The organism is Glutamicibacter sp. 0426, from assembly GCF_001906485.1.
In the GTDB taxonomy this organism is placed as follows: Bacteria; Actinomycetota; Actinomycetes; order Actinomycetales; family Micrococcaceae; genus Glutamicibacter; species Glutamicibacter nicotianae.
Window position 1 is genome coordinate 42,778 of sequence record NZ_MPBI01000006.1, and the last position, 23,176, is coordinate 65,953.

Here is a 23,176-nt window from a genome sequence, read left to right on the forward strand (position 1 = left end):
ACATGCGACTCATGAAAATACTATTCCTGGTCTTCTTGGCGCTGTTCATGATCGGCGGCACTGCAATCGTCGGTACCCAGCTGGCCGGTGTGCTGTCACTGAATGGTGATCTGGTCAGCGGAGCCAAGCAGATCCTGTATCCGTGGACCTTCAGTTTTGCGACCGCGTGCGCACTGTGCGCCTTCGTGCTGCAGTATTCAAAGGAATACAAGGAAGACGAGCAGGACTAGTAGCCAGCTGTCAGTTCAGTCCACAAGTTTTCAGGGTCAAGGTCCAAGCCTTGGCCCTGAACTGCTTGTACAAGCAGTAGCTTTCCTGTCGCGACCAGGTGCTGGCGCATGGCAAGCGCAGCCGCCGGGGCATTGCCGCTGGAGATGGCGGTGATGATCGGTTCATGCTCGGCCATGATGTCACCCAGGGTGCGCTGCTTGCCTGCGGTGGAAACACCAAGCAGCCGCGTTGCGACACGAAGGCGGTTCACGATGTTGCGCCCGCGGTTCGACTGCGCGACCTCAAGGATGAAGTCGTGCAGCTGCTGGTCCAGATCGAAGAACTCTTCGGTCAGATCCGCTTCGGCGCATCGGGCCAAGCCGGCTACGATGTCATTGAGCCGCGCCGCGATCTGCGGGGTGCAGGCCTGCGCGGCCCTGAATGCGGCGGGAACCTCCAGCGCCAGCCTGAGCGAGAAAATTTCTGCGACATCCTTTGGCTGGGTCGGAATGATGCGGAAGCCGCGATTACGAGCAAATTCAACCAAGCCGGCTTCCTCCAGGCGCAACAAGCCATCGCGCACCGGTGAGCGGGATATCTTCAGGCGATCAGCCAGCTGGTAGACGCTGTAGAGGGTGTCGGTCTTCAATTCCCCAGAAATGACAGCTGAACGGACATAGTCCATCACTTGTTCGGTCAATGTGCGCCCATGTTGGGCGGGGACTTGGGGATCGGAGGTCATGAACTGATTCTCTCATTGAAATCGACTGCGGAGTTTTCACGTAATCAAGAACCTAAACAGTGTGTAACATGTTACTCTGATGAGACGAATCAACGAGAGGCGCTCACCATGTCAGCTCAGTCGAGCATCCAGACCCTGACCCCTGAGGCAATTGAGATGCGGGAACGGCTACGGACCGATCTGACGACTCGGGCTGCATATATTTCCGATGCCTCGATTTTCCGCCGGGTGCCGCAGGCTGTACTTGAAGTGCGCAGTGAGGCCGACATCGCCTTGGGCATCGAGTATGCCAAGGCCGAAGGCCTTTCGATCACGTCGCGAGGTGGAGGCACCTCGGTTGCGGGCAATGCCATCGGCGAAGGTCTGGTGCTGGACACCTCCCGCTATTTCAATAAGATCCTCGACATCGATCCCGAGGCGAAGACCGCGCGCATCCAGCCTGGGGTCATCTGCGACCAGCTGCGTGATGCGGCTGCTGAATACGGGCTGACCTACGGCCCGGACCCGTCGACCCATAGCCGTTGCACCGTAGGCGGCATGGTGGCCAACAACGCTTGCGGCTCGCACTCGCTGGCGTGGGGCACCGCCGCGGACAACGTCGTGTCCATGAAGATCATGCTGGGCGACGGATCCGTGGTCGAGGTCAACTCCGATGGCACCAGCAGCGAAGAGCTTGACGGAAAGCTCAAGGCGCTTCGCGATGCGAACCTCAAGGAATTGCGCACCGAACTGGGCCGCTTCGCCCGCCAGGTCTCCGGCTACGGCATGCACTATCTGCTCCCGGAAAACGGGTTCAATGTCGCCAAGGCGCTGGCTGGGTCCGAAGGCACCCTCGGGGTGATCACCGAGCTGGTGGTGCGCCTTGTCGAGAAGCCGAAGCATACTGCGCTGGCAGTCCTGGCTTTTGAAACTGTTTTCGATGCCGCGGCCGCGGCAGCATCCCTGCGCCGTCCCGGTCTTGCCACTGCGGAAGGCATGGGCGGAGATCTGCTCGATGCGCTGCGCAGCCGCCCCGGTCAGCAGAGTGCCGGATCCAATCTGCCTGGCATGGGTGCCGCCAACCGCGGTGGCGTCGCCAAGGCCGGCGGCTGGCTCTTCTGCGAGACAGCCGGGCAAACTATCGAACAAGCACGAAGCATCGCCGATGAGCTGGTGCAGTCAGCGTATGATGCAGCGGCCGGGGCCGCGATCGATGCCGTGGTCGTTACGGACCATGCCGAGGCCCGCACGCTGTGGAAGATCCGCGAAGCCTCCGCCGGTATTGTCACCCGCCTGCCAGATGGCGGCGAGGCCTGGCCGTCCTGGGAAGATTCAGCCGTACCGCCGGAGAATCTTGCCGGATACCTGCGCGATCTGTACGCGCTCATGGACGCCCATGGACTGCGCGGCATCCCCTTCGGGCACTTCGGCGAGGGTTGCGTCCACGTGCGCATCTCCTTCGACTTGGGCACCAATGAAGGCGTGGCGATCTTCCGCCAGTTCATGGAACAGGCCGCCGACACCGTGGCCAAGCATGGCGGCTCCCTGTCCGGCGAACACGGGGACGGCCGGGCCCGCTCGGAATTGCTCACCCGCATGTACAGCTCGAAGATGATGAAGGCATTCGCCAGCTTCAAGGCGGCCTTTGACCCCGAGGGCCTGTTCAACCCCGGGGTATTGGTCAATCCGGAACGCATCGATGAGTCGCTGCGTCCCGGACCCGGGCAGCGCAGCTTCGAGCTGACGCCGGTTCATGCGCTCTCGCGCGACAAGGGTTCCTTGGTCAACGCGGTCAACCGCTGCGTGGGCGTAGGCCTGTGCCGTTCGGACGAGGGGGCCATGTGCCCGTCCTTCCAGGGCACCCATGACGAGGTCAACTCCACGCGCGGCCGTGCCCGGGTGCTTTCCGAGATGTTCCGCGGCACCACCTTGCCCGATGCCTACAAGTCCGAAGAGGTGAAGGACGCCCTGGACCTCTGTCTGTCCTGCAAGGCCTGCGCTTCCGAATGCCCGGTCAATGTGGATATGGCGACCTACAAGTCGGAGTTCCTGCACAAGTTCTACGAGGGTCGCATCCGCCCGATGGCGCACTACACCATGGGGTGGCTACCCAAGCTCACCCACTGGATGCACAAGGTGCCAGGTGCGGCATCCTTGGCCAACACGGTGCTGCGCATCGACGCGGTGCAACGGCTTGTCAAGAAGGTTGGCGGCATTGAACCGACACGCAAGATGATCACGTTCTCGGGCGAATCGCTGCAGCGCTGGGCGGCCAAGCGGAAGGAAACAGAAGCCGAATCGCCGCAGGGCACCGTGGTGCTCTGGCCAGATTCCTTCAATAACCACCTGGATACCGGGCCGGGCCAGGCGGCAGTCGAAGTGCTCGAAACCCTCGGCTACCGGGTAATCATTCCCGAAGGATTCGTCTGCTGCGGTTTGACCTGGCACTCAACCGGCCAGCTGGATACCGCGCGCAAGGTCATCAAGCACACCTTGGACGTCATGGAACCCCTGGTCAAGGCAGGCTACCCGGTGATCGGCCTGGAACCGTCATGCACGGTTATGCTCGGCCACGAAATCACCGAGCTGGTTCCCGAGGACCCGCGCGCGGCTGCGCTGTCGGCAGCCGTCGTGCCGTTCGCGGATCTGATCGCCAAGCACGTTCCGGCCGATGGCAAGCCCAGCGCCGGCTGGCCCTTCGAACAGCTGAATGTCGGCGCGGTGTCGCAGGTCCACTGCCATGAGCGTTCGCAGGGCGACCATGGCTCGTCCTCGGCCGTGCTGCGCAGCATCGGCATTGACGAGCGCGAAATCGAAACCGGTTGCTGCGGCTTGGCCGGCAACTGGGGATTCGAACCCGGACATGCGGAACTATCCCGCTCGCTGGGCGAACGCGAGCTCTTCCCGGCCATCCGCAATCGTGCGCAGGACGATGTGGTGCTCGCCGACGGATTCTCCTGCCGCACGCAGATCGCCGAGGGCACAGAGGCCCGCGGAATGCACCTGGCGCAGGTGCTGCTCAAGGCCAAGATCACCGGCTAGACAGGCTCGGAACGAAGAAAACCGGCCCGGACGCTGCGCGATGCTGCATCCAGGCCGGTTCGGTGATCCTGCTACGGCTGGTTGGCCGGCTGCTCGTTGCGCAGCCGTGCCTCGGCGATCTCGTTGATCCGTCCGCGGCACAGGTACCAGCCGCCGATGATCAGCGGGATGATGATCACCAGCGAGGCAATGGTCCAGGTGCCCACCGGATTGTCGAAGGCCATCATCACCAGCACCAGGGCAAGGAAGCCCAGGGTGACCCAGCCGGAAACCGGGGCGAATGGCATCCGGAAGCTCGGTCGATCCTGCTCCCCGCGCTTGGCCGACTTCATCAGGGCGATCTGGCACAGCACGATCATCGCCCAGGAGGCAATGATGCCGATGGCAGCGAAGTTCAGCACGATCTCGAAGGCCTTGGCCGGGACCACGGCGTTGAGCACCACGCCGAGCACTGCCACCACGGCGGTGATCACGATGCCGCCGTAGGGCACCCCTGCCTTGTTCATCCGTCCGGCGAATTTCGGTGCCGACCCGTTCAACGACATGGAGCGCATGATGCGCCCGGTGGAGTAGAGCCCGGCGTTCAGCGAGGACAGCGCCGCGGTGAGCACCACCAGGTTCATCACCACGTCCATGCCCTGCACGCCGATGGATCCGAAGAAGGTCACGAACGGCGATTCCCCGGCGCTGTAGGCCGAATAGGGCAGCAGCAGCGAGAGCAGCACCAGCGAGCCGACGTAGAACACGGCGATGCGGATGATCACGGTATTGATCGCCTTCGGCATGACCTTTTCCGGGTTTGCCGTTTCGCCTGCGGCGGTGCCGATCAGCTCGATGGATGCGTAGGAGAAGACCACGCCCTGCATCAGCACCAGCACCGGCAGCAGGCCGTTGGGCAGCAGCCCCCCATTATCGGCCAGCAGCGAGAAGCCGACCTCATGCCCGTCCAGCGGGGTACCGAAGATGACGAAGTAGCAGCCGACAACCAGGAAGGCCACCAGGGCCACGACCTTGATCAGCGCGAACCAGAATTCCATCTCGCCGAAGGCCTTGACCGAGATCAGGTTCATGGTGAGCACCACGGCCAGCGCCGCCAGCGCCCAGAGCCACTGCGGCACCGAGCTGATCCACCCCACGTATTTGCCGAAGAAGCCCATGTACAGGGCGACCGCGGTGATGTCCACGATGGCCGTCATCACCCAGTTCAGCCAGTACAGCCAGCCGGTGGCGAAGGCCGCCTTCTCGCCGTAGAACTCGCGGGCGTAGGAGACGAAGGAGCCGGTCGACGGACGGTGCATGACCAGTTCGCCCAACGCCCGCAGGATCAGGAAGGCGAAGAAGCCGCAGACCGCGTAGCTGATCACGATGCCCGGGCCAGCCTGGGCCAGGCGACCGCCGGCGCCCATGAACAGGCCGGTGCCAATCGCTCCGCCAATGGCGATCATCTGCATCTGCCGGGAGGACAGGCCCTTGTGGTAATCGTTGTCGCCGGCAGTCAGCGCGGCATCGGGGACGTGCGCCGCGGTGGCGTGCGGGGTGGAATTATCCATAGGATTCCTTGGATCTAGTCGGTGAGGTTGGCAAGCCGCTCGGGGGAGAGCAGCTCATTGAGGTCTTCGGCCGAAAGCAGGCCGCGTTCGAGCACCAGTTCGGCCACGCCGCGTCCGGTGTGCAGCGCTTCGAGGGCCACCGAGGTGGACGCCGCATAGCCCAGGCGCGGGTTCAGCGCGGTGACCAGGCCGATGGAGTTCTCCACTTCGCGGCGCAGCGACTGCTCGTCCACGGTGATCCCGTCGATGCACTTGCGTGCCAGCGTCAGGCAGCCGTTGGCCAGGTGCTTGAGCGAGAGCCCGATCGAGTGGGCGATGACCGGCTCGAAGGCGTTCAGCTGCAGCTGCCCGCCCTCGGCGGCCATGGTCACGGTCAAATCGTGGCCCACCACCTGGTAGGCGATCTGGCTGACCACTTCCGGGATCACCGGGTTGACCTTGCCGGGCATGATCGAGGAGCCGGACTGCACGGCCGGCAGCTGCAGGTCGTTCAGGCCAGCGCGGGGTCCGGAGGAAAGCAAGCGCAGGTCGTTGCAGATCTTGGAGATCTTCAGCGCCACTCGCTTGAGCACGCCCGAGAGGTGCACGAAGGCACCCACATCGCTGGTGGCCTCGATCAGATCCGGGCTGGTAGTCAGCGGCAGGCCGGTCAGCTCGCGCAGGTGGCGGCAGGCGGCCTCGGCGTAGCCGGCCGGGGCGTTCAGCCCGGTGCCGATGGCTGTGGCGCCGAGGTTGATCTCGGTGACCAGCGACAGCGATTCCTCCAGCCGTGCCCGGTCCTCGCCCAGGGTCACGGCCCAGCCGCGGAACTCCTGGCCTACGGTCATCGGCACGGCATCCTGCAGCTGGGTGCGGCCCATCTTCACCACGGTGCGGAATTCTGCGGCCTTGGCGTTGCAGGAATCCTGCAGCACCTCGATGGCCGCCAGCAGCGGCTGGGTAGCGAAGTGGGTGGCGATGTTCACCGCGGTCGGGTAGGCGTCGTTGGTGGACTGCGACAGGTTCACATGGTCGTTCGGGTGCAGGTGCTGGTACTCGCCCTTTGCATGGCCGAGGATCTCCAGCGACAGGTTGGCGATGACCTCATTGGCGTTCATGTTGGTGCTGGTGCCAGCCCCGCCCTGGATCGGGTCGATGATGAACTGGTCATGCAGCTCGCCGGCGGCGATGCGCTCGCAGGCTGAGTCGATGGCCGCGGCGCGCTGGGCGTCGAGCAGGCCGAGCTCGTGGTTGGCCCGGGCGGCAGCCTGCTTCACGCGCGCCAATGCGCGGATCAGGTGCGGGTTGCCGGACAGCGCGGTGCCGGTGATGTCGAAGTTCTCCTTGGCGCGCAGGGTGTGCACGCCCCAATAGGCTTCCGCCGGGATCTCGCGGTCGCCGATCAGGTCATGCTCGGTGCGGTACGTGCCGCTGAGCAAGGTTTCAGGCATGGTGGATTCTTCTCCAGTGTTCATTGAATGGGTGGGAACGGGAAACTTCACAGTGCGGCCAGCAGGCCTACGGGCTGTCCGCCGCCGAGGGCCGGGCTGGTGGCCAGCGGCTCAAGGGCCAGAGCCGCTTCGGAGCCAAGGTGCTCGGCGAGCAGCTTGGCGGTGATCGGCATCCGGGCGCGGTCCGAGCCATCGGCGATCTTCACGGCCAGCGCGCTGCCATCGGGCAGGCCCACGGCTTGGATGCCTTCGAAGCCGTCCTTGGCCACGGCGCCGGGCAGCACGCGCATCAGCTCGGTGACATCGCGGCCCTCGCCTGCCACCAGTTCCGGGTAGCCGGACATGGCCGCGGCCACGCGGTGCTCAGCGGTGCCTTCGGCGGCGCTGGCCAGCTTGCCGAAGGCGCGGGCCAGTCCGGCCAGGCTCATCCGGTATACCGGGGTGCCGCAGCCGTCGGTGCTCACCCCGCTGATCTCTTCGCCGGCCAGCTCCTCGACGGTGTCCTGCAGCAGATCCAGTAGGCGCTGGTCATTCAGGTAGTCTGCGGTGTCCCAGCCCTTGAGCTGGCATAGGGCGGCCAGTGCCGCGTGCTTGCCCGAGCAGTTCTGCGCCAGCTGGGTGGCCTTGCCGCCGGCGGCCAGGTGGCGCTGGCGCTCGGCGGCGCCGTAGGGCAGGTCGGTGGAGTTGCGCAGCGCGTGTTCGTCCAGCCCGGCCGCTGCCAGCGTCGAGGCGGCAACCTGCTGGTGGCGTTCTGCGCCGGAGTGGCTGGCCGAGGCCAGGGCCAGCTGCTGGTCATCGAGCTGCAGCCCGGCGCGCAGCATTCCCACGGCGAACAGCGGCTTCAGCGCCGAGCGCGGGTAGAACACGGCCTGGGCATCGCCGCGGCTGGCGGCGATGGAGCCGGAGGCATCCAGCAGCACTGCCGAGCCGTAGTGGATGGACTCGACGGCGTCACCGCGGGTGGCGATGACCAGCGGTTCGTGCTGGGGCAGTGCCTGATTGGCCAGCGATGCGCGCAGGGTCTGGGGATCGGCGGGGGTCACTTCTTGCTCCTGACTATGGTGGATACTGCGTGCTGCACTGCGTTGAGGTGCTTGGCCATGGCAGCGGTGGCGGCTTGCTCATCCTGTGCTGCGATGGCCTGGTAGATCTCCTGGTGCTCCGTGTTCGAAGGGGCGCGGCGGCCGGCGACCAGGTTCACGGTCTCGGACTGGCGGGCCATGGCCTCGCGGATGTCGGCGACCACCTTGGTGAACACGGAATTGCCGCTGGCTTGCGCGATTGCCGCATGGAAGGCGGCATCCAGCTCCACCCAGGCGGCCGGGTCATCTTCCTGCTCCATGGCCTCGATCAGGCCGCTGATCCGCTCAAGGTCCTCGGCGGTGCGCCGGGTGGCGGCGAAGCTGGCGGCCGGGATCTCGATATGCGGGCGGGCCTCGTGCAGGTCATCGGAGGAGAAGCTGCCCAGCTTCAGCTCGCGGGTGGGCCGGTGGGAGACCACGAAGGTGCCGCGCCCGGTTTCGGTGCGGGTCAGTCCCAGGGCTGCGCAGGAGCGCAGGGCTTCGCGGATGACCGAACGGCTCACGCCGTAGTCGGCCGCGAGGGCTGCTTCGGATCCGAGTTTCGCACCAATGGCGATTTCCCGGGCTTCAATGGCTAAGCGGAGTGCATGGAAGACGCCTTCGGCAGCGGATCGGCGTTCGATCGGCTGTTGTCCGGGTGTCCAGCTGTCTGACAGGTTCACGTGTACCAGTGTGCGACTGTGAGCCACTTAACGTCAAGTCGAGTTTTTGGTGACTGGGAACACTCAAGTCAGCGACGGAGTGCAGGAATGGAGCGCAGGAGAAAAACATCTGCATCCCCGGCCTGGCTGAGCGTTGTCCTGCCTCCAGGACGCGCTTGAGCATCCGCAGATCGGCGGTCTTCGCCCGGCGCATCATCGGGGGCCATCAGCGGTGCCAGCAGCTTGCTGAATCCCGAGGGCCGCCCGTCATTGCGCAGGTGCACCCGGGTGCGGGCGCCATCCACCGCCTTAAAGCGGTAGCTGGTGCGCATCGGGAACGGTCCTTGCGCGGTGGCCATGACCAGCAGCCGGCCGGGCACATATTCCTTGAACACGTAGGTGTAGGACAGGGCCCGGCCCCGGAAGCGGGCTTCGAAGGCGGCACGCGCTCCGATGCCGAAGTTGCCCTCATCGAGCCGGCGCGCGGTGCTGATGTTCCGATACCACACCGGGGCATTGAGCGGATCCATCGTGGAGCCGGCCACCTCGTGCAGCGGCCGGCGGATCACGATGCTGGTGGCGGCATCAACCATCGGTGCCGCTCGGGCGCCGGCCGGCACGCGGCCGGTGAAGGCGATCAGCCGTTCCAGGCTGCCGGCGGATTCGGCGATGGCCGTCTCGGGGCCGAGTGAGCCCGAAGCGCGCTGCTGTTCGCCAACCGTGGCCCGCGCCAGTTCCAGGACGTACTCGGCCAGGCCCGGATCCACGTCGAATTCCTGGCTCGTGGCCTGGGCGAAATCCCAGCCGTGGACCATGGATTCGAGGTTCAGGATGCCGGACAGGACGCTGGCCGGAACCTCTGCGAAGCCCAGATCGAGCGTGCCCTCCAGCCCACGTGCGGAGAAAGACTCCAGGGCCGCCTGCGCGAGCTGGGCAATGCGCGGTTCCGGTGCCAGCGACGGGTCATCTGCTTGTTCAGAGCCCATCGCCTTGCAAGCCAGTGCGAGGTTGCCGGCCAAGTGGTCCACGAGCTGGCTGACGTTGAACTCCGTGCAGGGGGTTGGGCGCTGCAGGTCCTTTTCCTGAAGGTGGTGCAGCACCAGCTGCAGCGCGGCCAGGGAGGCCTCGGCCGCGGTGATGGCATCTGCGGGTTCCGGCGTGGCGTTTCATTCATCGGGGACGGCATGGCCGATTTTCGCGAAGGGCACCAGGCGGTCCAGGAAGTGGTTCCAGCCCTCGGCATGGCCGGAGGGCTGCCCGGCGTCCAGGCCTTCGTGGCGCAGGGTGAGCGCGGTGCCTTCCGCATGCGCTTCCATGGTGATGTAGAGGGCGGAATCACCGGGAGGCACCGCGTCGGAGCATTCCCAGCCCCAGCTGAGCACCAGCCGGCGGCCTGGCTCGATTTCGGTGACTGTGCCTGCGGCATGGAGGCCGGGGCCCATGGTGAATCGGTAGCTGCCACCGACCCTCAGGTCCATGCGGCAGGCGACAGTTTGCCAGCGGCGCAGGCGTTCGGGATCGGTGACCAGGGTGAAGGCGGTGTCCGGGTTGACAGGGAGGATGACGGTTCTCTCGGAGCTCATGGCTGTTCTCCTGGGTGTGCCATCGGGGAAGCGGTGGGCTGCCCGCCGGCGGCCAGCTGGCTGGCCTCGGCTGCAAGCAGATCCAATTCGGTATTCCAGAACGACTCGATTTCTTTCTTGAGCCGGGCGATGCCTGCACGGGTGAGCGAATAGTAGCGCTGGCGCCCGTCCTTCCGGGCGTCGAGCAAACCGGCTTCGATCAACAGCAGCAAGTGTTGGGAGATTGCGGACCTGCTGACCGGAAAATGCCTGGCCAGCTCCGTCACCGTTCGTTCACCGGAGCCGAGCAGCTGTACCAGGCGCTTGCGCGTCGGTTCAGCGGCGACCTCCAGTACATCGAGCATGTGCAATAGGTTAGCCGTTGCTACGCATTGCATAAGGGCTGCCGGGAGATTAACCGCGAAAGGCGCACCGGCAAGTTGCCGGTGCGCCTTTCGCGAGGAAAATGCTTAAGGAATGGTGATGATCTGGCCTGCGTAGGCCAGGCCGCCGCCGAAGGCGAACAGCAGCGCCTTGGACCCCGAAGGCAGCGGCTCATCCGAAGCCATCAGCTTGGACAGTGCCAGCGGCACCGAGGCGGCCGAGGTGTTGCCTGAGTAGACCACGTCGGTGGCCACGCGTGCGTTCGGGGCGCCGATCTTCTCAGCCAGCGGCTCGATAATGCGCAGGTTGGCCTGGTGCAGGACGATGGCATCCAGCTCTTCCGGCTTCATGCCCGCACGCTCGATAATCTGCGAAGCGATCTTCGGCAGCTGGGTCACGGTCCAGCGGTAGACGCTCTGGCCGTTCTGCGCGAACTTCATGTCGTTCTCGGCCTCGATGCGCACGGCATCGGACAGCGACGGGACCGAACCCCAGACGACTGGCGAAATGCCATTGTCTTCCGAAGCGGTGATCACGAAGGCGCCAGCGCCATCGGCGGTGAGCACGCAGGTGGTGCGATCGGTGAAGTCGGTGTAATCGGTGAGCATTTCGGAGCCGATAACCAGAGCGTTGGTGGCGGTGCCTGCCGCGATAGCGCCTTGGGCGATGCCCACTGCATGGGCGAAGCCAGAGCAGGCCACATTGACATCCATGGTGGCAGGGCCCTGCTCCATGTTCAGTGCCTCGGCAACACGGGCCGCCATATTCGGCGAGCGGTCGGTGGCGGTGCAGGTCGCGACAACAATCAAATCGATATCTGCTGCCTTGATGTCTGCCGAATTGCCGAAAGCCATCTCTGCGGCCTTGATGGCCATGGAGTCGACGGTTTCAACACCGGTGCCCCAGCGGCGTTCCTCGATGCCGACGCGGCGGGTAATCCACTCGTCGCTGGTTTCCACCAGCTTTTCCAGCTCGGTATTCGGGACGATGCGCTCTGGCTGGAAGTGGCCAAAGGCGACGACTTTGCTGCCGGTCATGGATATAGCTCCTCGGTGGATTCAAAACTTCTCTCTTCAAGGTTAGTCGTTTTGAATGCTACTCGCTGTTCATATGCGCCAGAAAGCATGTAATACGGGGTTTTCCCTGTCTTGGATAGCCCATTTGTCCGGTATTCGAGGAACCTTGATTCTTCAGGACTTCATATGGTGTCGGCGCCCTGTTCACCTGCTGGCCAGACCTCCGGCGTTCAATGGGATGAAATGCAGCAGCCGCACGGGAGGGAAGAAGATGGAGCCTCTGACGATCATCCAATTGAGCGACACCCACCTGCACCCCGAAGGGCAGCTGCTTCACGGGACCATTGATTCGTGGCAGCGCACCGAGCAGGCGCTGGAAGCGGCCGCATACCTGGAACCGGATGCCATCGTGGTGACCGGCGATATCGCCGATCGCGGTTCGCCCGTCCATGAGCGGGCCGCCGAGCTGTTCAACCGGACGCAGCGTGTACTGGATTGCCCGGTCATCAGCGTGCCGGGCAACCATGACCCGTTGGGAACGGTGGGGGAATCCTTCAACACCAGGCGCCTGTCCACCGGTCCCCGTCCAGCCGACACGGTGCACGAGGTCCACGGGCTTCGAATCATCGGCCTGGATAGCGGGGGATTCCAACTGGCCCAGGGGAACCTTGAACGCGAGCAGCTCGATTGGCTTTCCATGCTCCTGGCGGCGCCAGCACCGCGCGGATCCCTGCTGCTGTTGCACCATCCTCCGGTGGAGGCCACCAATGAGGCCCGTGCCGGACGTGGACTGCAGGACCCCATGGAGCTGGCGGCCATTACCGCCGGTAGCGATATCCGTGCGATCCTTTGCGGCCACTACCACCAGGCGTCCACCAGCCAGCTGGTGAACACCCCGGTGTTCATGGCTCCTGCAGTGTCCTACAACATGAATCCATTCGCCCCGACCCAGATCGTTGCCGAGCCCGCGGCGGCATTCAACGTCATCAATGTCGGGGCAAAAACAGTGGACGCGTTCGCTGCGTCCAGCGATCAGTGCTCTGCGCTGAACGAATGCCCGGCGCTGCCCGCGCCAGTCAAGAGTTCGCAGACCAGCAACTGACTCGAAGAACAGAACTGAGCACCGGGCGCGTGTCGCTGCGGTGCAAGCCAGAAAGAAGAAGACGATGAGTGCACAGAAACTAGTACTGATCCGCCACGGACAGACCGAATGGAACAAGGCAGGACGACTGCATGGACGCAGCGACCTGCCGATGAACGACACGGGCATCCGCCAAGCCCAGCAGCTCGCCGCCGAGCTGGCACCTCAGGGACCGTGGGATGCGGTGTATTCCTCACCGCTGTTCCGTGCCCGCCAAACCGCGCAGATCATTGCCAACAGCATGGGCATCCGCGCCCTGCACGAGAACCCGGAACTGATGGAGCAGGACTTCGGCAATCTGGAAGGCACCCTGGTTGCCGATGGTGCCGATGAGCAGCGCCAGCTGCTGGTGGGCACCGGCGAAACCGAGGAGCACCTGGTGGGCCGTGCAGTGAATGCGCTGTTCAAGATCTGCCATCAGCATCCGGGACAGTATGTGCTGGTAGTCAGCCACAGCGCCTTGATCTGCTCGGTGATTGCCGCGCTTACCGCAGAAAGCAACCCGCGGATGGCCAATGGAACCTATGTCGAACTGGATCCGCAGCTGCTGATCAATCACGTATCGCGTGAGCCGCTCTGGCATTAGAAACAAAGCGCAAGGCACAGCATCGAAACATCAAGCGGTCAGCTCGAGAATTCTTGCTCTTGATCCACTGGGACAACGAAAAAGCCGGTGCGGCCTGATCCCAGCAGGACCTGGCCGCACCGGCTTGTTAGCAGGTGGCTACAGCGAGCGCAGGACCAATGCGGTGCCCTGGCCGCCGCCGCCGCAGATGCCGATGGCACCCAGCGAACCGGCAGGCAGTTCATGCAGCTGACGGGCCAGGGTGCCTACGATTCGTGCACCGGAAGCACCGATCGGGTGGCCCAGGGCGATGGCACCGCCATGCGGGTTCACGATGGAGGCATCCAGGCCGAGCGCCTTGGTGGACTGCACCGACACGGCAGCGAAGGCCTCGTTGATTTCAACCGCCTTCAGGTCCTTCGCTTCGGCACCTGCCTTCTGCAGGGCTGCGCTGATTGCGTTGGATGGCTGCTCGTGCAGGGTACGGTCCGGACCGGCAACAAAAGCATGAGAGAGGATTTCCGCCAGCGGCTTCAGACCCAGTCGCTCAATGGCCGCGTCGCTGGCCAGCACCACTGCCGCGGCGCCATCGGTGATCTGCGAGGAGTTGCCTGCGGTGATGGTGCCTTCCTTGGCGAAGGCAGGGCGCAGCTTGCCCAGGGACTCCACTGTGGTGTCTGCGCGGACGCCGTCATCTTCGCTGATGGTGGTGTCGCCACGACGGCTGGAAATGGTGAAAGGCGCAATCTCGCCGGCTGCGAAATCGCGGGAAGCGGCAGCGCGCTGGTGGGAAGCGGCCGAAACCGTATCCTGGGCCTCGCGGGTCATCGACAGCTTGGCGTTGTGCTCCTCGGTGGAAGCACCCATCGAACGCTTCTCGGCGGCATCCGTCAGGCCGTCGTATTCCAAGGTGTCGATCATTTCGATGGCACCGTACTTGGCGCCGGCACGGGCGCGCTGCACGTGCGGAGCCAGCGACATCGATTCCTGGCCGATGGCCAGGACGACATCAGCTTCGCCGCTGTTGATCAAGCGGGCACCTGCCACCACTGCTTCGGCACCTGAAAGGCACACCGCATTCACCGCGATAGCCGGAACTTCCAATGGAACACCGGCGCCCACAGCGGACTGGCGGGCCGGATTCTGGCCAGCGCCGCCCTGCAGCACCTGGCCGACGACGACCTGCTGCACCTCGCTGGGTGCTACTCCGGCGCCTTCCAGTGCCGCCCTGGCGGCGTGCGCGCCCAGCTCGGTGGCGGGAACCGCGGCGAAAACGCCATTGAACTTCACGAACGGGGTGCGGGCGTAGCCCACAATCTTTGCGGTCATGCTTTCAGATCCTCCACAATATCCACGACAAATTCCGCTGCCGTGATTTCCTTGATGCTTTCCACGCTTTCCCCCGGGGCTACTGCACGCAGGGTCAAGCTCGAGTCCTCTATATCAAACACTGCTCGATCGGTGATGATGCGGTTGACCACGCCGACTCCGGTCAGCGGCAGGTCGCATTTCTCCACGATCTTCGATGTTCCGTCCTTGGCCACGTGGTCGGTCAAGACGATCACGCGCGGGGTGCCAGCGACCAGATCCATGGCGCCGCCCATGCCCTTGACCAGCTTGCCCGGGATGGTCCAGTTGGCCAGATCGCCGTTGGCGGCCACCTGCAGGGCTCCGAGGATCGCGGTCTGGACGTGGCCGCCGCGGATCATGCCGAAGGAGGTCGCCGAATCGAAGAAGCTGCCGCCGGGCAGGATCGTCACGGTCTGCTTTCCGGCATTGATCAAATCAGCGTCTTCTTCGCCTTCATAGGGGAAGGGGCCCATGCCCAGCAGGCCGTTCTCGCTCTGCAGCTTGACCGATACGCCGTCCGGCAGGTTATTGGCCACCATGGTGGGGATGCCAATGCCCAGGTTCACGTACTGGCCATCTGTCAGCTCGCTGGCGGCGATGGCCGCCATTTCATCTCGAGTCCACATGTTCAGGCCTCCTCTCGGCTGCGCACGGTGCGCTGTTCAATGTCCTTGACCTCATCGGCCTGGACCAGGGTCTGCACGAAAATTCCCGGGGTTTCCACCAATGACGGGTCCAGGTAGTCATCGAGGATTTCTTCGGCCTCGGCGAAGGTGTGCCGGCCCGACATGGCGGCCAGCGGGTTGAAGTTCTTCGAGGTCATCCGATAGCGCAGGTTGCCTTCCGCATCCGCCTGGTGCGCCTTGACCAGGGCGATGTCGGCGAAGATGCCGCGTTCCAGGATCGCCGGCTTGCCATTGAATTCCATGACTTCCTTGCCTTCGGCAATCGGCGTTCCCACGCCGGTTGGCGTGAAGAACGCGGGGATTCCGACACCGCCAGCACGCAGGCGCTCGGCCAAGGTGCCTTGCGGGCAGAATTCAACTTCCAGATCTCCATCAAGGAACTGCTGGGCGAACAGCTTGTTCTCCCCGACGTAGGAGGCCAGGACCTTGGAAACCTGCTTGTTTTCCAACAGGACGCCCAGCCCCTTGCCATCCACGCCCATGTTGTTTGAAACGATCGTCAGGTTGGTTGCTTTCGAGTCCCGCAACGCGGTGATCAGCCGGTTCGGGATGCCGGATAGGCCGAATCCGCCTACTGCGATGGTCATGCCATCCTTGACGACGGCAGCCAAAGCAGCGGCTGCGTCATCCTGAAACTTCGTTGTCATCGATTCCTCCATGTGTCCACTATGTGGAGCTCGGATCTGCTTAGTCCCTAACGTACGTAGTCGCAGGTGAGCATGCAATAGGCCCGGAGATTTGCCGGTGAATTGGTCGGATGGTGAGGAGAAGTGGACACCCTGTCCATATCATGGACGCGTATGACGAGAGCTAGACGATGTCGAACTCGTTGCCTTCGATATCGAGCATGCAAATGGCGAAATGGCCCATCTCGGGCATGTCGTGAACGGTCTGGACCTTTGCCCCCAAACCGACTAGGCGCTCTGCCTCGTCGGTGATGATCTGCCGGCGCTGCTCGAAGCGGACACCGCGGCCGCCGCTGACCAGCAAATCCAGATGCAGGCGGTTCTTGACGTGCTTGGCTTCCGGCACCTGCTGGAACCAAATCCGGGGACCACCACCGTGCGGATCGACCAGCGACTCCGGAGCGTCGCCGGCGCCGGGCGGCAATTCATCCTCGGGCACACCCATCGACCGCCAGTAGGCGCGCCAGGTCGGATGCCCATCAGGAGCGGGCTCGGGAACGTAGCGCAGCGCCTCGGTCCAGAACCGGACCATCGCTTGCGGCTCAGCGCAGTCGATGACGATCTGCCATGTCTTTTCCATGTGCCAAATTATCCGCCGATCGGCCCCACAGCAACAGGGGTGCGGCGACAAAGTATGAAGCCGAAATTTACCCGGCCCGAACCCCCATCGTCCATAATGTGGTCATGAGCAATTCCCCGGCTGGAACCCAGGTCGTCGGACGGCTGGCCGCCGTGCTGCGCGCCGTGAGCACCTCCATGCCCGAGGGCATCACCACGACGCAGGCCGCCCGGAGCACCGGTCTGGCCCGCCCCACCGTGCACCGGCTGCTCAGTGCGCTGGCCACCGAAGGATTCTGCGACCACGATAACCGCACCGGCCGCTGGCTGCTGGGCCCCGAGCTCTACCTCATGGGCGCGGTGGCAGCCGAACGCTACGACATCAGCGAACTAGCCCGCGAACACGTGGCAGCGCTCGCTGAGGCCACCGGAGAAAGCGCGTTCCTCTCGGCCCGCCGCGGGGACGAAACCGTGTGCCTGCTGCGCCAGGACGGGGCCTTCCCGATCCGCTCCTTCGTCCTGTATGAAGGCCGGCGCTTCCCACTCGGTGTCGCCTCGGCCGGCATCGCCATTCTTGCGTTCCTGCCCGAGCAGGGGATCGAACGCTACCTGCGCAACGCCGACCTGGAGCCGGAATACGGGCCGGCGCATTCGCGCGACGAGCTGCGCAAGAAGGTCGCCGAAACCCGCCAGCTGGGCTATTCGGTCAACCCCGGACTGATCGTCGAGGGCAGCTGGGGCATGGGTGCTGCAGTTTTCGACAACTCCGGGCAGCCCGCCTGGGCGCTGAGCCTGACCGGAATCCACACCCGCTTTGAAGAAGACCGCCGTCAGGAACTGGGCAACCTCTTGCTGCACCACGCCCATGAGCTGTCCACCAAGCTGTCCAGCCGGCCAGGCACGCTGCCGCGCTAGTTCTTCCTTCCCCTATACAAAGCTTCCTGCGGTAGTCTTTCAGATCGGCGGGAATGCAATTCCACAGGTTCCCTGCGACGCAGTACACGTGCAAGAAGGACAGAAAATTTGGGCATTATCCCAGCCGGCATCAACACCCCGCAGATCATCGTTGACGTAGCGAAGCTCCAGCAGAACATCGACCGGGTGGCCCATCGGGTGGCAAGCCAAGGGCTGAAACTGCGCCCGCATGCCAAGACCCATAAGATGCATGAGATCGCCGAACGCCAGATGAATGCCGGTGCCGCCGGACTCACCGTGGCCACCGTGGGCGAAGCCCTCGCCTTCGCGTTGCACGGGGTCGCCAAGATCTTCATCGCCTACCCGCTGTGGGTCAATGAATCCCAGGCAGAGCGGATCATGGAGCTGATGCGGCGGGCCAAGCTGAGCATCGGCACCGATTCGGTCGAAGCCGTCCAGCAGATGGCCAAGATGCTGGGGGAGAAGGCCTCCAAGGTCAAGCTCATCATCGAGATCGACAGCGGCCATCACCGAAGCGGCACCAGCCCGCAAGGCGCAGTCGAGATTGCCGAGGTCGCCCGTGCTTTGGGGATGCGCGTGCACGGGATCTTCACCTTCCCCGGCCACAGCTACTCGCCGGACGGCATTGACGCGGCACTGAACGATGAGCACAAGACCTTGGCCGAGGCGGCTTTCCTGCTGCGCGAGGCAGGGCATAAGATCAAGCGGATCAGCGGCGGTTCCACACCGACGGCGGAACTCAGCGACAACTCGGTGCTGACCGAGGTGCGTCCCGGGGTCTATGTCTTTGGCGATGCGCAGCAGTTCGAGCTGGGGCGCGTGCGCTGGGAGGACATTTCGCTTTCTGTCGCATCCACCGTGATCAGCCGGCATGAAGGCGATGCGCAGATTCCCCGGCGCATTGTGCTGGACGCCGGCAGCAAGATGCTCGGCGCAGACCGCCCGGCTTGGGCTACCGGCTACGGGCGCATCGCCGAATGCCCGGAAGCTCGGATCAGTGCGCTGTCCGAGCACCATGCCACCGTGCTGTGGCCCGAAGACCAACCGCTGCCGGCCCATGGCCAGCAGCTGCAGGTCATCCCCAACCACGTCTGCGTCGCAGTAAACCTGGTTGATACCGTGCTGGCCGTGCATGAGGACGGCACCAGCGAAGAATGGGATGTGGCGGCCCGCGGGCTGAACTTCTAGTTTCCGCAATCTGATGCCAGGCAGCTGCACCAGCTGATTCCGAGCCGTCGCCTACCCGGTCCTTTCAAGAAAACGCAGCATGCAACGCGACGCAGGATCCAAATGGTTCTTGGTCTTGAGCTGGCTTTTGGAACGGCGCAGCGACGACAATTTCCCAGGATCTTCCGCCAATGCCAGCACCCGCGGGTCGATATAGGATCCGGCGGCGATTTCGGGAGTATTGCCCAGTTTTCTGGCGGCTTGCTCGACGGCCAGCTTACGCAGATTCGTTGCATCTTCGGCCGCCATCGCTGAGGCGGGAGCCTCAAGCAATGCCTCGAACGCTGCCAAGCTGCCGCCCCAGGTTCTGAAGTCCTTGGCCGTGAAATCGCCATCCAAATGCTCGGCGAGGTACTGGTTGATCTGTGATGGCTGAAGCAAGCGTGACTTCCCATCTTCGTCCAGATAGCGGAAAATCTCATAGCCCGGTTGATCGCGCAATTCAGCCAGTACTTTTACCAGTCGTCGGCTCCTGATTTTCACATGCTGCTCCTGGCCGCTCTTGCCAGGAAAATCGAGGGTGGCGCAATGCCCTTGGACCGCCAGATGCTTGGATCGCAACGAAGCAGCCCCGAAGGATTCGTTGGAATGCGAGTATGCATGCGTGCCGATGCGCAGCAGGTGAAGATCCAGCAGCATTATCACGGCCGCAGTGACCTTGTTCTTGTCGCTGCTTCCCCGGCGCAAATCCCGCATCAGCTGACGGCGGAGATTCGGCAGCGCACGGCCGAACGCTGGCAACCGGTCGAATTTGGCGGCATCCTGGCGATCACGGAATTCCGGGTGATAAATCATCTGGGTGCGTCCTGCCGCATCTATTCCGCGAGCTTGGACCTTGGCCCGCGAACTGGCCGCGATCTGGACCTGTTGCCAAGCCGGCGGAATCGACAATTTCCTGATCCGCTCCAGCAGGCGCGGGTCCTTAACGGAGCGCGAGCCTTCCAGATAGAAGAAGCCGGTTCCTGCGCGTCGGCGCGTGATGGGAAGCCGCGAGGTTCGCCGTGCCGCCATGGCAGCCTCCTGTTGGTTTAGTAGCCGTGGAATCACGGACACACTACCGCCGATCCTTTCACGGAACCGGGCGTTCGCAGGAAAATCCCAGCCCTCCCGCGCCGGATGCGCATCACCGGCGGGTGGACCGGGGGCCTGCAGCGGGTTGATTGCGCCTGAACCGCCCTGGAATCGCGCCAAGGGACGCAACAAGGCATGATTGGAGATATGGAAAATAGTGCTGCGCCCGCATGGGTGGCGAATTACCAGCCCGGAGTCCCTGCCGAAATCGAGTTGCCCACCGAACCGCTCAGCCGCATGTTCGAGCGCTCGGTTCGCGAAGCCGGCCAAAGCCCGGCCACCGAGTTCTTCGGCCGCCGCACCAGCTACGCCGATCTGGGGGACCAGGTGGCAAAGGCCGCCGAAGGCCTGCGCAAGCTCGGCGTGCGTGCCGGGGACCGCGTGGCACTGGTCCTGCCCAACTGCCCGCAGCACGTGGTGGCTTTCTACGCGATCCTGCGCCTTGGCGCCGTCGTGGTGGAGCACAACCCGCTGTACACCTCGCGCGAACTGCGCCACCAGTTCGAAGACCACCAGGCGCGCATCGTGATTGCCTGGGACAAGGTCGTGGCCAACCTCCAGGAATTCCCCAAGGACGTGCAGCTCGACTCGATCGTCTCGGTCAACCTGCTCGAAGCTTTCCCTGCGGTCAAGCGCCTGGCGCTGAACCTGCCGGTGAAGAAGCTGCGCGAGACCAAGGCATCGCTCACGGCCCGCACCTCGGGCACCGTGGCTTGGAAGGAGCTGCTCTCCGGGCCGGCACTGGATGAAAGCCACCCGCATCCGGATGTCAATGACCTGGCGGTCATCCAGTACACCTCGGGCACCACCGGGCACCCCAAGGGCGCCATGCTCACCCACTTCAATCTGTACTCCAACGCCCTGCAGGGCGAGGCTTGGATGCTCGGTGCCAAGGAGCGCGAGGAAATCCTCTACGCGATCCTGCCGATGTTCCATGCCTTCGGCATGACCCTGTACCTGACCTTCGGCGTGAAGAAGCAGGGCCTGCTGGTGCTCTTCCCGAAATTCGACCCGGACATGATCCTGGATGCCTGGAAGAAATCCCCGGCCACCGTGTACTGCGCGGTGCCGCCCATCTACGAACGCACCGCACTGGCCGCCAAGGAACGCGGGATGTCGCTGAAGAGCGCCAAGTACTGCATCTCCGGGGCAATGAATCTGCCGGACCACGTGGTGGAGCTATGGGAATCGATGTCCGGCGGCCTGCTGGTGGAAGGCTACGGGATGACCGAGTCCTCCCCGGTGGCACTGGGCAACCCGTTCCACCCGAGCCGCCGCACCGGCACCATCGGCGTGCCCTTCCCCTCGACGCTGATGAAGGTCGTCGATGTGGAGGATCCCTCCCGCGAAGTGGCCCAGGGCGAACCGGGTGAATTGCTGGTCAAGGGCCCGCAGGTGTTCCAGGGCTACTGGAACAACCCGGAGGAAACTGCCAAGGCCATGACCGGGGACGGCTGGCTGCGTTCGGGAGATGTGGTCACCGTGGACGAGGACGGCTTCGCCCAGGTGGTGGACCGCGCCAAGGAACTGATCATCACCGGCGGCTTCAATGTTTCACCGACCGAGGTGGAGATCGCGCTGCGCCAGCATGCCGATGTTGCCGATGCCGCAGTCTTCGGCAAGCCATTGGCCCGTGGCGGCGAAATGGTGGTTGCCGCGGTGCAGCTCGAAGAAGGCGCCGGGCTGAACGAGGACGCGTTGCGCGCCCACTGCCGCGAGCTGCTGGCCGCCTACAAGGTGCCCAAGCGCATCGTGCAGATCGACGAGATGCCGCGTTCGCTGCTGGGCAAGATCCTGCGCAAGCAGGTCAAGGACCAGATGTCGGACCTGGTCTAGGGACTCAGAGCCTACGGGTAGTCGTGAGTGGCGGGAGCGCGGTTGAGTTCTGGTTTAACGTATAGCGTTATTGACGCATCGCGTTAAGCGTGGCATGCTGTAGGTGTGATCAGATCCTTCGCCGACAAGGCGACTGAGCGACTTTGGCATCGCGATAAGGTGCCGTCGGTCGATCCCCGTGTCCAGAAGGCAGCCATTCGAAAGCTGACGCAGATCCATGCCGCTCGATTCCTCGACTCGCTGCGCGTGCCACCTGGCAACCGGTTGGAGTCGCTGAAAGGCGACCGTGTGGGGCAGCACAGCATCCGGGTCAACGATCAGTGGCGAATCTGTTTCAGCTGGACAGAAGGAGGTGCCGAGAATGTCGAACTCGTCGACTACCACTGAGAAGTGGGATCCCGTTCATCCAGGTGAGGTTCTCATGGAGGACTTCATCGAAGGGTTCGGGATCACCCAGAACAAGCTGGCTGTATCTATCGGCGTGCCGCCACGCCGCATCAATGAGATCGTGCACGGCAAGCGTGCGATCACTGCTGACACGGCGTTGCGCCTTGGGCGCTACTTCGGGATCGACCCGCAGTTCTGGCTCAACCTGCAGGCGCACTATGAGCTGGAGCTAGCCCGGGACCGGGTGTCTGAGCAGATCGAGGCGATCACACCTCTAGCCGTCGCCTGACCAGTACAGGATTCGTTGTTCGGCGCGACCGGCAGGCGCCTGAGGACGTCGCGAAGTTGCTCGCCACGGTCCCCGAGTGATTCGCGCGGCCGGATTCCAACGAGGATTGCATCGAGGCAGCTCACTCCAAGGAGACGTGGGCTATACGAAGCAGTGAGGGGACGGTCGTCGGCGTCACGCTGATCGATCGCCACTTTCCGCGTGTCGCTGAAGTGCATCTCACTGTCGTCATCGGGGCTGCTGAAGGCGGGTTTTGCCGAGGGCCGAGTGCTTGCCCCTCGCGAATTGAAGTCGTTGGTGCCCACCGTGAAGTGAACTGTCCAAGTCCCGTACTATAAGGTCCCAATCGGTGCCTTTGGCCTCCACGCTGGGGCTCGAGTGCGTGAGATCTACATTGGGATCGAAGAGGAACCATCGCCGCTCATCGATTGACCTTTCGACGGTGCCCGCGCCTGAGGATCAACACAACCAGTTCATCGTCCACGACGTCATGAACGACTCGGTAGTCACCGGTTCCGATGCGATACGCCACGAATCAGTGGCCGACCTCGGCGGCCAGATCCTCGTGGGAGATGGGTTCGGTCTCTTGGCGCGCGGCCGCCGCGGCACGAATGTCGGCTTGATCTTCCAACGCCTGGAGCGCGCGATCGCAGAACTCCGGAGATACGACGACTGCGCGTCGACCAGCCCCGCGGGAGGTGATCACGACAGGCTCACGCTGTGCTGTGGCGATGAGATCGGCCTGGCGGTTGCGGACGTCGGCGAGGGCTACGGAAATCATGAACCTATGGTAGATCTTGTACAAG

The 23,176-nt window shown here is 63.8% G+C and carries 24 protein-coding genes; 9 read left to right on the forward strand and 15 right to left on the reverse strand.

Going from position 1 to position 23,176, the window contains the following annotated elements; all coding sequences use genetic code 11:
* Positions 1-11: 11 nt before the first annotated feature.
* Positions 12-230, forward strand: a complete 219-nt coding sequence (locus tag BKX98_RS14280; protein WP_198934384.1) for a hypothetical protein — start codon at positions 12-14, stop codon at positions 228-230.
* Here BKX98_RS14280 and BKX98_RS14285 read toward each other — a convergent pair.
* The gene (locus BKX98_RS14285) at positions 227-952 is read right to left on the reverse strand and encodes a GntR family transcriptional regulator (RefSeq protein WP_073707748.1); all 726 of its coding nucleotides are present in this window, start codon (positions 950-952) and stop codon (positions 227-229) included. The two genes, BKX98_RS14280 and BKX98_RS14285, sit on opposite strands and share 4 nt — an antisense overlap.
* A gap of 108 nt (positions 953-1,060) precedes the next feature.
* On the opposite strand from BKX98_RS14285, the gene BKX98_RS14290 reads away from it, so the two are divergent.
* Positions 1,061-3,973: an FAD-binding and (Fe-S)-binding domain-containing protein gene (locus BKX98_RS14290; protein WP_073707749.1), complete on the forward strand. Its 2,913-nt coding sequence runs from the start codon at positions 1,061-1,063 to the stop codon at positions 3,971-3,973.
* Between the two features lie 71 nt (positions 3,974-4,044).
* Here the strand turns inward: BKX98_RS14290 and BKX98_RS14295 are convergent, their stop codons facing one another.
* From BKX98_RS14295 to BKX98_RS14330, 8 genes are all read right to left on the reverse strand, one after another.
* Positions 4,045-5,523, reverse strand: a complete 1,479-nt coding sequence (locus tag BKX98_RS14295) for an amino acid permease (protein WP_073707750.1) — start codon at positions 5,521-5,523, stop codon at positions 4,045-4,047.
* Between the two features lie 14 nt (positions 5,524-5,537).
* On the reverse strand, positions 5,538-6,953 hold the full coding sequence (locus BKX98_RS14300) for an aspartate ammonia-lyase (RefSeq protein ID WP_073707751.1): 1,416 nt from the start codon (positions 6,951-6,953) through the stop codon (positions 5,538-5,540).
* Positions 6,954-7,000: 47 nt separating this feature from the next.
* On the reverse strand, positions 7,001-7,996 hold the full coding sequence (locus BKX98_RS14305) for an asparaginase (RefSeq protein WP_233125395.1): 996 nt from the start codon (positions 7,994-7,996) through the stop codon (positions 7,001-7,003).
* On the reverse strand, positions 7,993-8,697 hold the full coding sequence (locus tag BKX98_RS14310) for a FadR/GntR family transcriptional regulator (protein WP_073707752.1): 705 nt from the start codon (positions 8,695-8,697) through the stop codon (positions 7,993-7,995). The genes BKX98_RS14305 and BKX98_RS14310 overlap by 4 nt, the downstream gene beginning before the upstream one ends.
* A gap of 68 nt (positions 8,698-8,765) precedes the next feature.
* Positions 8,766-9,815 (reverse strand): TIGR03086 family metal-binding protein, encoded by a 1,050-nt coding sequence (locus BKX98_RS14315; protein ID WP_143181144.1) that lies wholly within the window; start codon positions 9,813-9,815, stop codon positions 8,766-8,768.
* A gap of 27 nt (positions 9,816-9,842) precedes the next feature.
* On the reverse strand, positions 9,843-10,259 hold the full coding sequence (locus BKX98_RS14320) for an SRPBCC family protein (RefSeq protein WP_073707754.1): 417 nt from the start codon (positions 10,257-10,259) through the stop codon (positions 9,843-9,845).
* On the reverse strand, positions 10,256-10,603 hold the full coding sequence (locus tag BKX98_RS14325; protein ID WP_198934385.1) for a helix-turn-helix transcriptional regulator: 348 nt from the start codon (positions 10,601-10,603) through the stop codon (positions 10,256-10,258). Before BKX98_RS14325 ends, BKX98_RS14320 begins: the two co-directional genes overlap by 4 nt.
* Positions 10,604-10,708: 105 nt before the next feature.
* On the reverse strand, positions 10,709-11,659 hold the full coding sequence (locus BKX98_RS14330; protein WP_038993253.1) for a beta-ketoacyl-ACP synthase III: 951 nt from the start codon (positions 11,657-11,659) through the stop codon (positions 10,709-10,711).
* Positions 11,660-11,909: 250 nt separating this feature from the next.
* Here BKX98_RS14330 and BKX98_RS14335 point away from each other — a divergent pair, with 250 nt between their 5' ends.
* Both BKX98_RS14335 and BKX98_RS14340 read left to right on the forward strand, forming a co-directional pair.
* Positions 11,910-12,740 (forward strand): metallophosphoesterase, encoded by an 831-nt coding sequence (locus BKX98_RS14335; RefSeq protein WP_073707756.1) that lies wholly within the window; start codon positions 11,910-11,912, stop codon positions 12,738-12,740.
* Between the two features lie 64 nt (positions 12,741-12,804).
* Entirely contained in the window at positions 12,805-13,365 is a 561-nt protein-coding gene (locus tag BKX98_RS14340; RefSeq protein WP_073707757.1) for a histidine phosphatase family protein, read from the forward strand.
* 138 nt (positions 13,366-13,503) lie between these two features.
* Here the strand turns inward: BKX98_RS14340 and BKX98_RS14345 are convergent, their stop codons facing one another.
* The 4 genes from BKX98_RS14345 to BKX98_RS14360 all read right to left on the reverse strand — a co-directional run bounded on the left by BKX98_RS14345 (position 13,504) and on the right by BKX98_RS14360 (position 16,646).
* Entirely contained in the window at positions 13,504-14,673 is a 1,170-nt protein-coding gene (locus BKX98_RS14345) for an acetyl-CoA C-acyltransferase (protein ID WP_073707758.1), read from the reverse strand.
* Positions 14,670-15,320 (reverse strand): CoA transferase subunit B, encoded by a 651-nt coding sequence (locus BKX98_RS14350; RefSeq protein WP_073707759.1) that lies wholly within the window; start codon positions 15,318-15,320, stop codon positions 14,670-14,672. The genes BKX98_RS14345 and BKX98_RS14350 overlap by 4 nt, the downstream gene beginning before the upstream one ends.
* A gap of 2 nt (positions 15,321-15,322) precedes the next feature.
* A complete protein-coding gene (locus BKX98_RS14355) occupies positions 15,323-16,027 on the reverse strand; it encodes a CoA transferase subunit A (protein WP_038993256.1) in 705 nt (234 codons plus the stop codon).
* Between the two features lie 163 nt (positions 16,028-16,190).
* Positions 16,191-16,646, reverse strand: a complete 456-nt coding sequence (locus BKX98_RS14360) for a VOC family protein (RefSeq protein ID WP_073707760.1) — start codon at positions 16,644-16,646, stop codon at positions 16,191-16,193.
* A 104-nt stretch (positions 16,647-16,750) separates the two neighbouring features.
* On the opposite strand from BKX98_RS14360, the gene BKX98_RS14365 reads away from it, so the two are divergent.
* The gene (locus BKX98_RS14365; protein WP_073707761.1) at positions 16,751-17,539 is read left to right on the forward strand and encodes an IclR family transcriptional regulator; all 789 of its coding nucleotides are present in this window, start codon (positions 16,751-16,753) and stop codon (positions 17,537-17,539) included.
* A 108-nt stretch (positions 17,540-17,647) separates the two neighbouring features.
* A complete protein-coding gene (locus tag BKX98_RS14370) occupies positions 17,648-18,748 on the forward strand; it encodes an alanine racemase (RefSeq protein ID WP_073707762.1) in 1,101 nt (366 codons plus the stop codon).
* Positions 18,749-18,799: 51 nt separating this feature from the next.
* Here BKX98_RS14370 and BKX98_RS14375 read toward each other — a convergent pair whose 3' ends face one another.
* Entirely contained in the window at positions 18,800-19,990 is a 1,191-nt protein-coding gene (locus BKX98_RS14375) for a DNA topoisomerase IB (protein WP_158024705.1), read from the reverse strand.
* Between the two features lie 15 nt (positions 19,991-20,005).
* Here BKX98_RS14375 and BKX98_RS14380 point away from each other — a divergent pair, with 15 nt between their 5' ends.
* The 3 genes from BKX98_RS14380 to BKX98_RS14390 all read left to right on the forward strand — a co-directional run bounded on the left by BKX98_RS14380 (position 20,006) and on the right by BKX98_RS14390 (position 22,370).
* The gene (locus BKX98_RS14380; RefSeq protein WP_073707764.1) at positions 20,006-21,694 is read left to right on the forward strand and encodes a long-chain-fatty-acid--CoA ligase; all 1,689 of its coding nucleotides are present in this window, start codon (positions 20,006-20,008) and stop codon (positions 21,692-21,694) included.
* 105 nt (positions 21,695-21,799) lie between these two features.
* On the forward strand, positions 21,800-22,081 hold the full coding sequence (locus tag BKX98_RS14385; protein WP_038993261.1) for a type II toxin-antitoxin system RelE/ParE family toxin: 282 nt from the start codon (positions 21,800-21,802) through the stop codon (positions 22,079-22,081).
* Positions 22,056-22,370 carry a HigA family addiction module antitoxin gene (locus BKX98_RS14390; protein WP_038993262.1) on the forward strand — a complete coding sequence of 105 codons (315 nt, stop codon included), beginning with the start codon at positions 22,056-22,058 and terminating at the stop codon, positions 22,368-22,370. Before BKX98_RS14385 ends, BKX98_RS14390 begins: the two co-directional genes overlap by 26 nt.
* A 535-nt stretch (positions 22,371-22,905) precedes the next feature.
* On the opposite strand, the gene BKX98_RS14400 is transcribed toward BKX98_RS14390, so the two are convergent.
* Positions 22,906-23,151, reverse strand: coding sequence for a type II toxin-antitoxin system prevent-host-death family antitoxin (locus BKX98_RS14400; protein WP_073707765.1), 246 nt, complete (start codon positions 23,149-23,151; stop codon positions 22,906-22,908).
* Positions 23,152-23,176 lie beyond the last annotated feature (25 nt).

Bases quoted from the DNA above. Each gene is read 5' to 3' on its own strand.
- BKX98_RS14400 (WP_073707765.1), bottom strand. From the start codon at position 23,151: ATGATTTCCGTAGCCCTCGCCGACGTCCGCAACCGCCAGGCCGATCTC.
- BKX98_RS14390 (WP_038993262.1), top strand. From the start codon at position 22,056: ATGTCGAACTCGTCGACTACCACTGAGAAGTGGGATCCCGTTCATCCA.
- BKX98_RS14325 (WP_198934385.1), bottom strand. From the start codon at position 10,603: ATGCTCGATGTACTGGAGGTCGCCGCTGAACCGACGCGCAAGCGCCTG.
- BKX98_RS14345 (WP_073707758.1), bottom strand. From the start codon at position 14,673: ATGACCGCAAAGATTGTGGGCTACGCCCGCACCCCGTTCGTGAAGTTC.
- BKX98_RS14350 (WP_073707759.1), bottom strand. From the start codon at position 15,320: ATGTGGACTCGAGATGAAATGGCGGCCATCGCCGCCAGCGAGCTGACA.
- BKX98_RS14380 (WP_073707764.1), top strand. From the start codon at position 20,006: ATGGAAAATAGTGCTGCGCCCGCATGGGTGGCGAATTACCAGCCCGGA.
- BKX98_RS14320 (WP_073707754.1), bottom strand. From the start codon at position 10,259: ATGAGCTCCGAGAGAACCGTCATCCTCCCTGTCAACCCGGACACCGCC.
- BKX98_RS14360 (WP_073707760.1), bottom strand. From the start codon at position 16,646: ATGGAAAAGACATGGCAGATCGTCATCGACTGCGCTGAGCCGCAAGCG.
- BKX98_RS14355 (WP_038993256.1), bottom strand. From the start codon at position 16,027: ATGACAACGAAGTTTCAGGATGACGCAGCCGCTGCTTTGGCTGCCGTC.
- BKX98_RS14295 (WP_073707750.1), bottom strand. From the start codon at position 5,523: ATGGATAATTCCACCCCGCACGCCACCGCGGCGCACGTCCCCGATGCC.
- BKX98_RS14280 (WP_198934384.1), top strand. From the start codon at position 12: ATGAAAATACTATTCCTGGTCTTCTTGGCGCTGTTCATGATCGGCGGC.
- BKX98_RS14330 (WP_038993253.1), bottom strand. From the start codon at position 11,659: ATGACCGGCAGCAAAGTCGTCGCCTTTGGCCACTTCCAGCCAGAGCGC.
- BKX98_RS14365 (WP_073707761.1), top strand. From the start codon at position 16,751: ATGAGCAATTCCCCGGCTGGAACCCAGGTCGTCGGACGGCTGGCCGCC.
- BKX98_RS14300 (WP_073707751.1), bottom strand. From the start codon at position 6,953: ATGCCTGAAACCTTGCTCAGCGGCACGTACCGCACCGAGCATGACCTG.
- BKX98_RS14335 (WP_073707756.1), top strand. From the start codon at position 11,910: ATGGAGCCTCTGACGATCATCCAATTGAGCGACACCCACCTGCACCCC.
- BKX98_RS14285 (WP_073707748.1), bottom strand. From the start codon at position 952: ATGACCTCCGATCCCCAAGTCCCCGCCCAACATGGGCGCACATTGACC.
- BKX98_RS14290 (WP_073707749.1), top strand. From the start codon at position 1,061: ATGTCAGCTCAGTCGAGCATCCAGACCCTGACCCCTGAGGCAATTGAG.
- BKX98_RS14340 (WP_073707757.1), top strand. From the start codon at position 12,805: ATGAGTGCACAGAAACTAGTACTGATCCGCCACGGACAGACCGAATGG.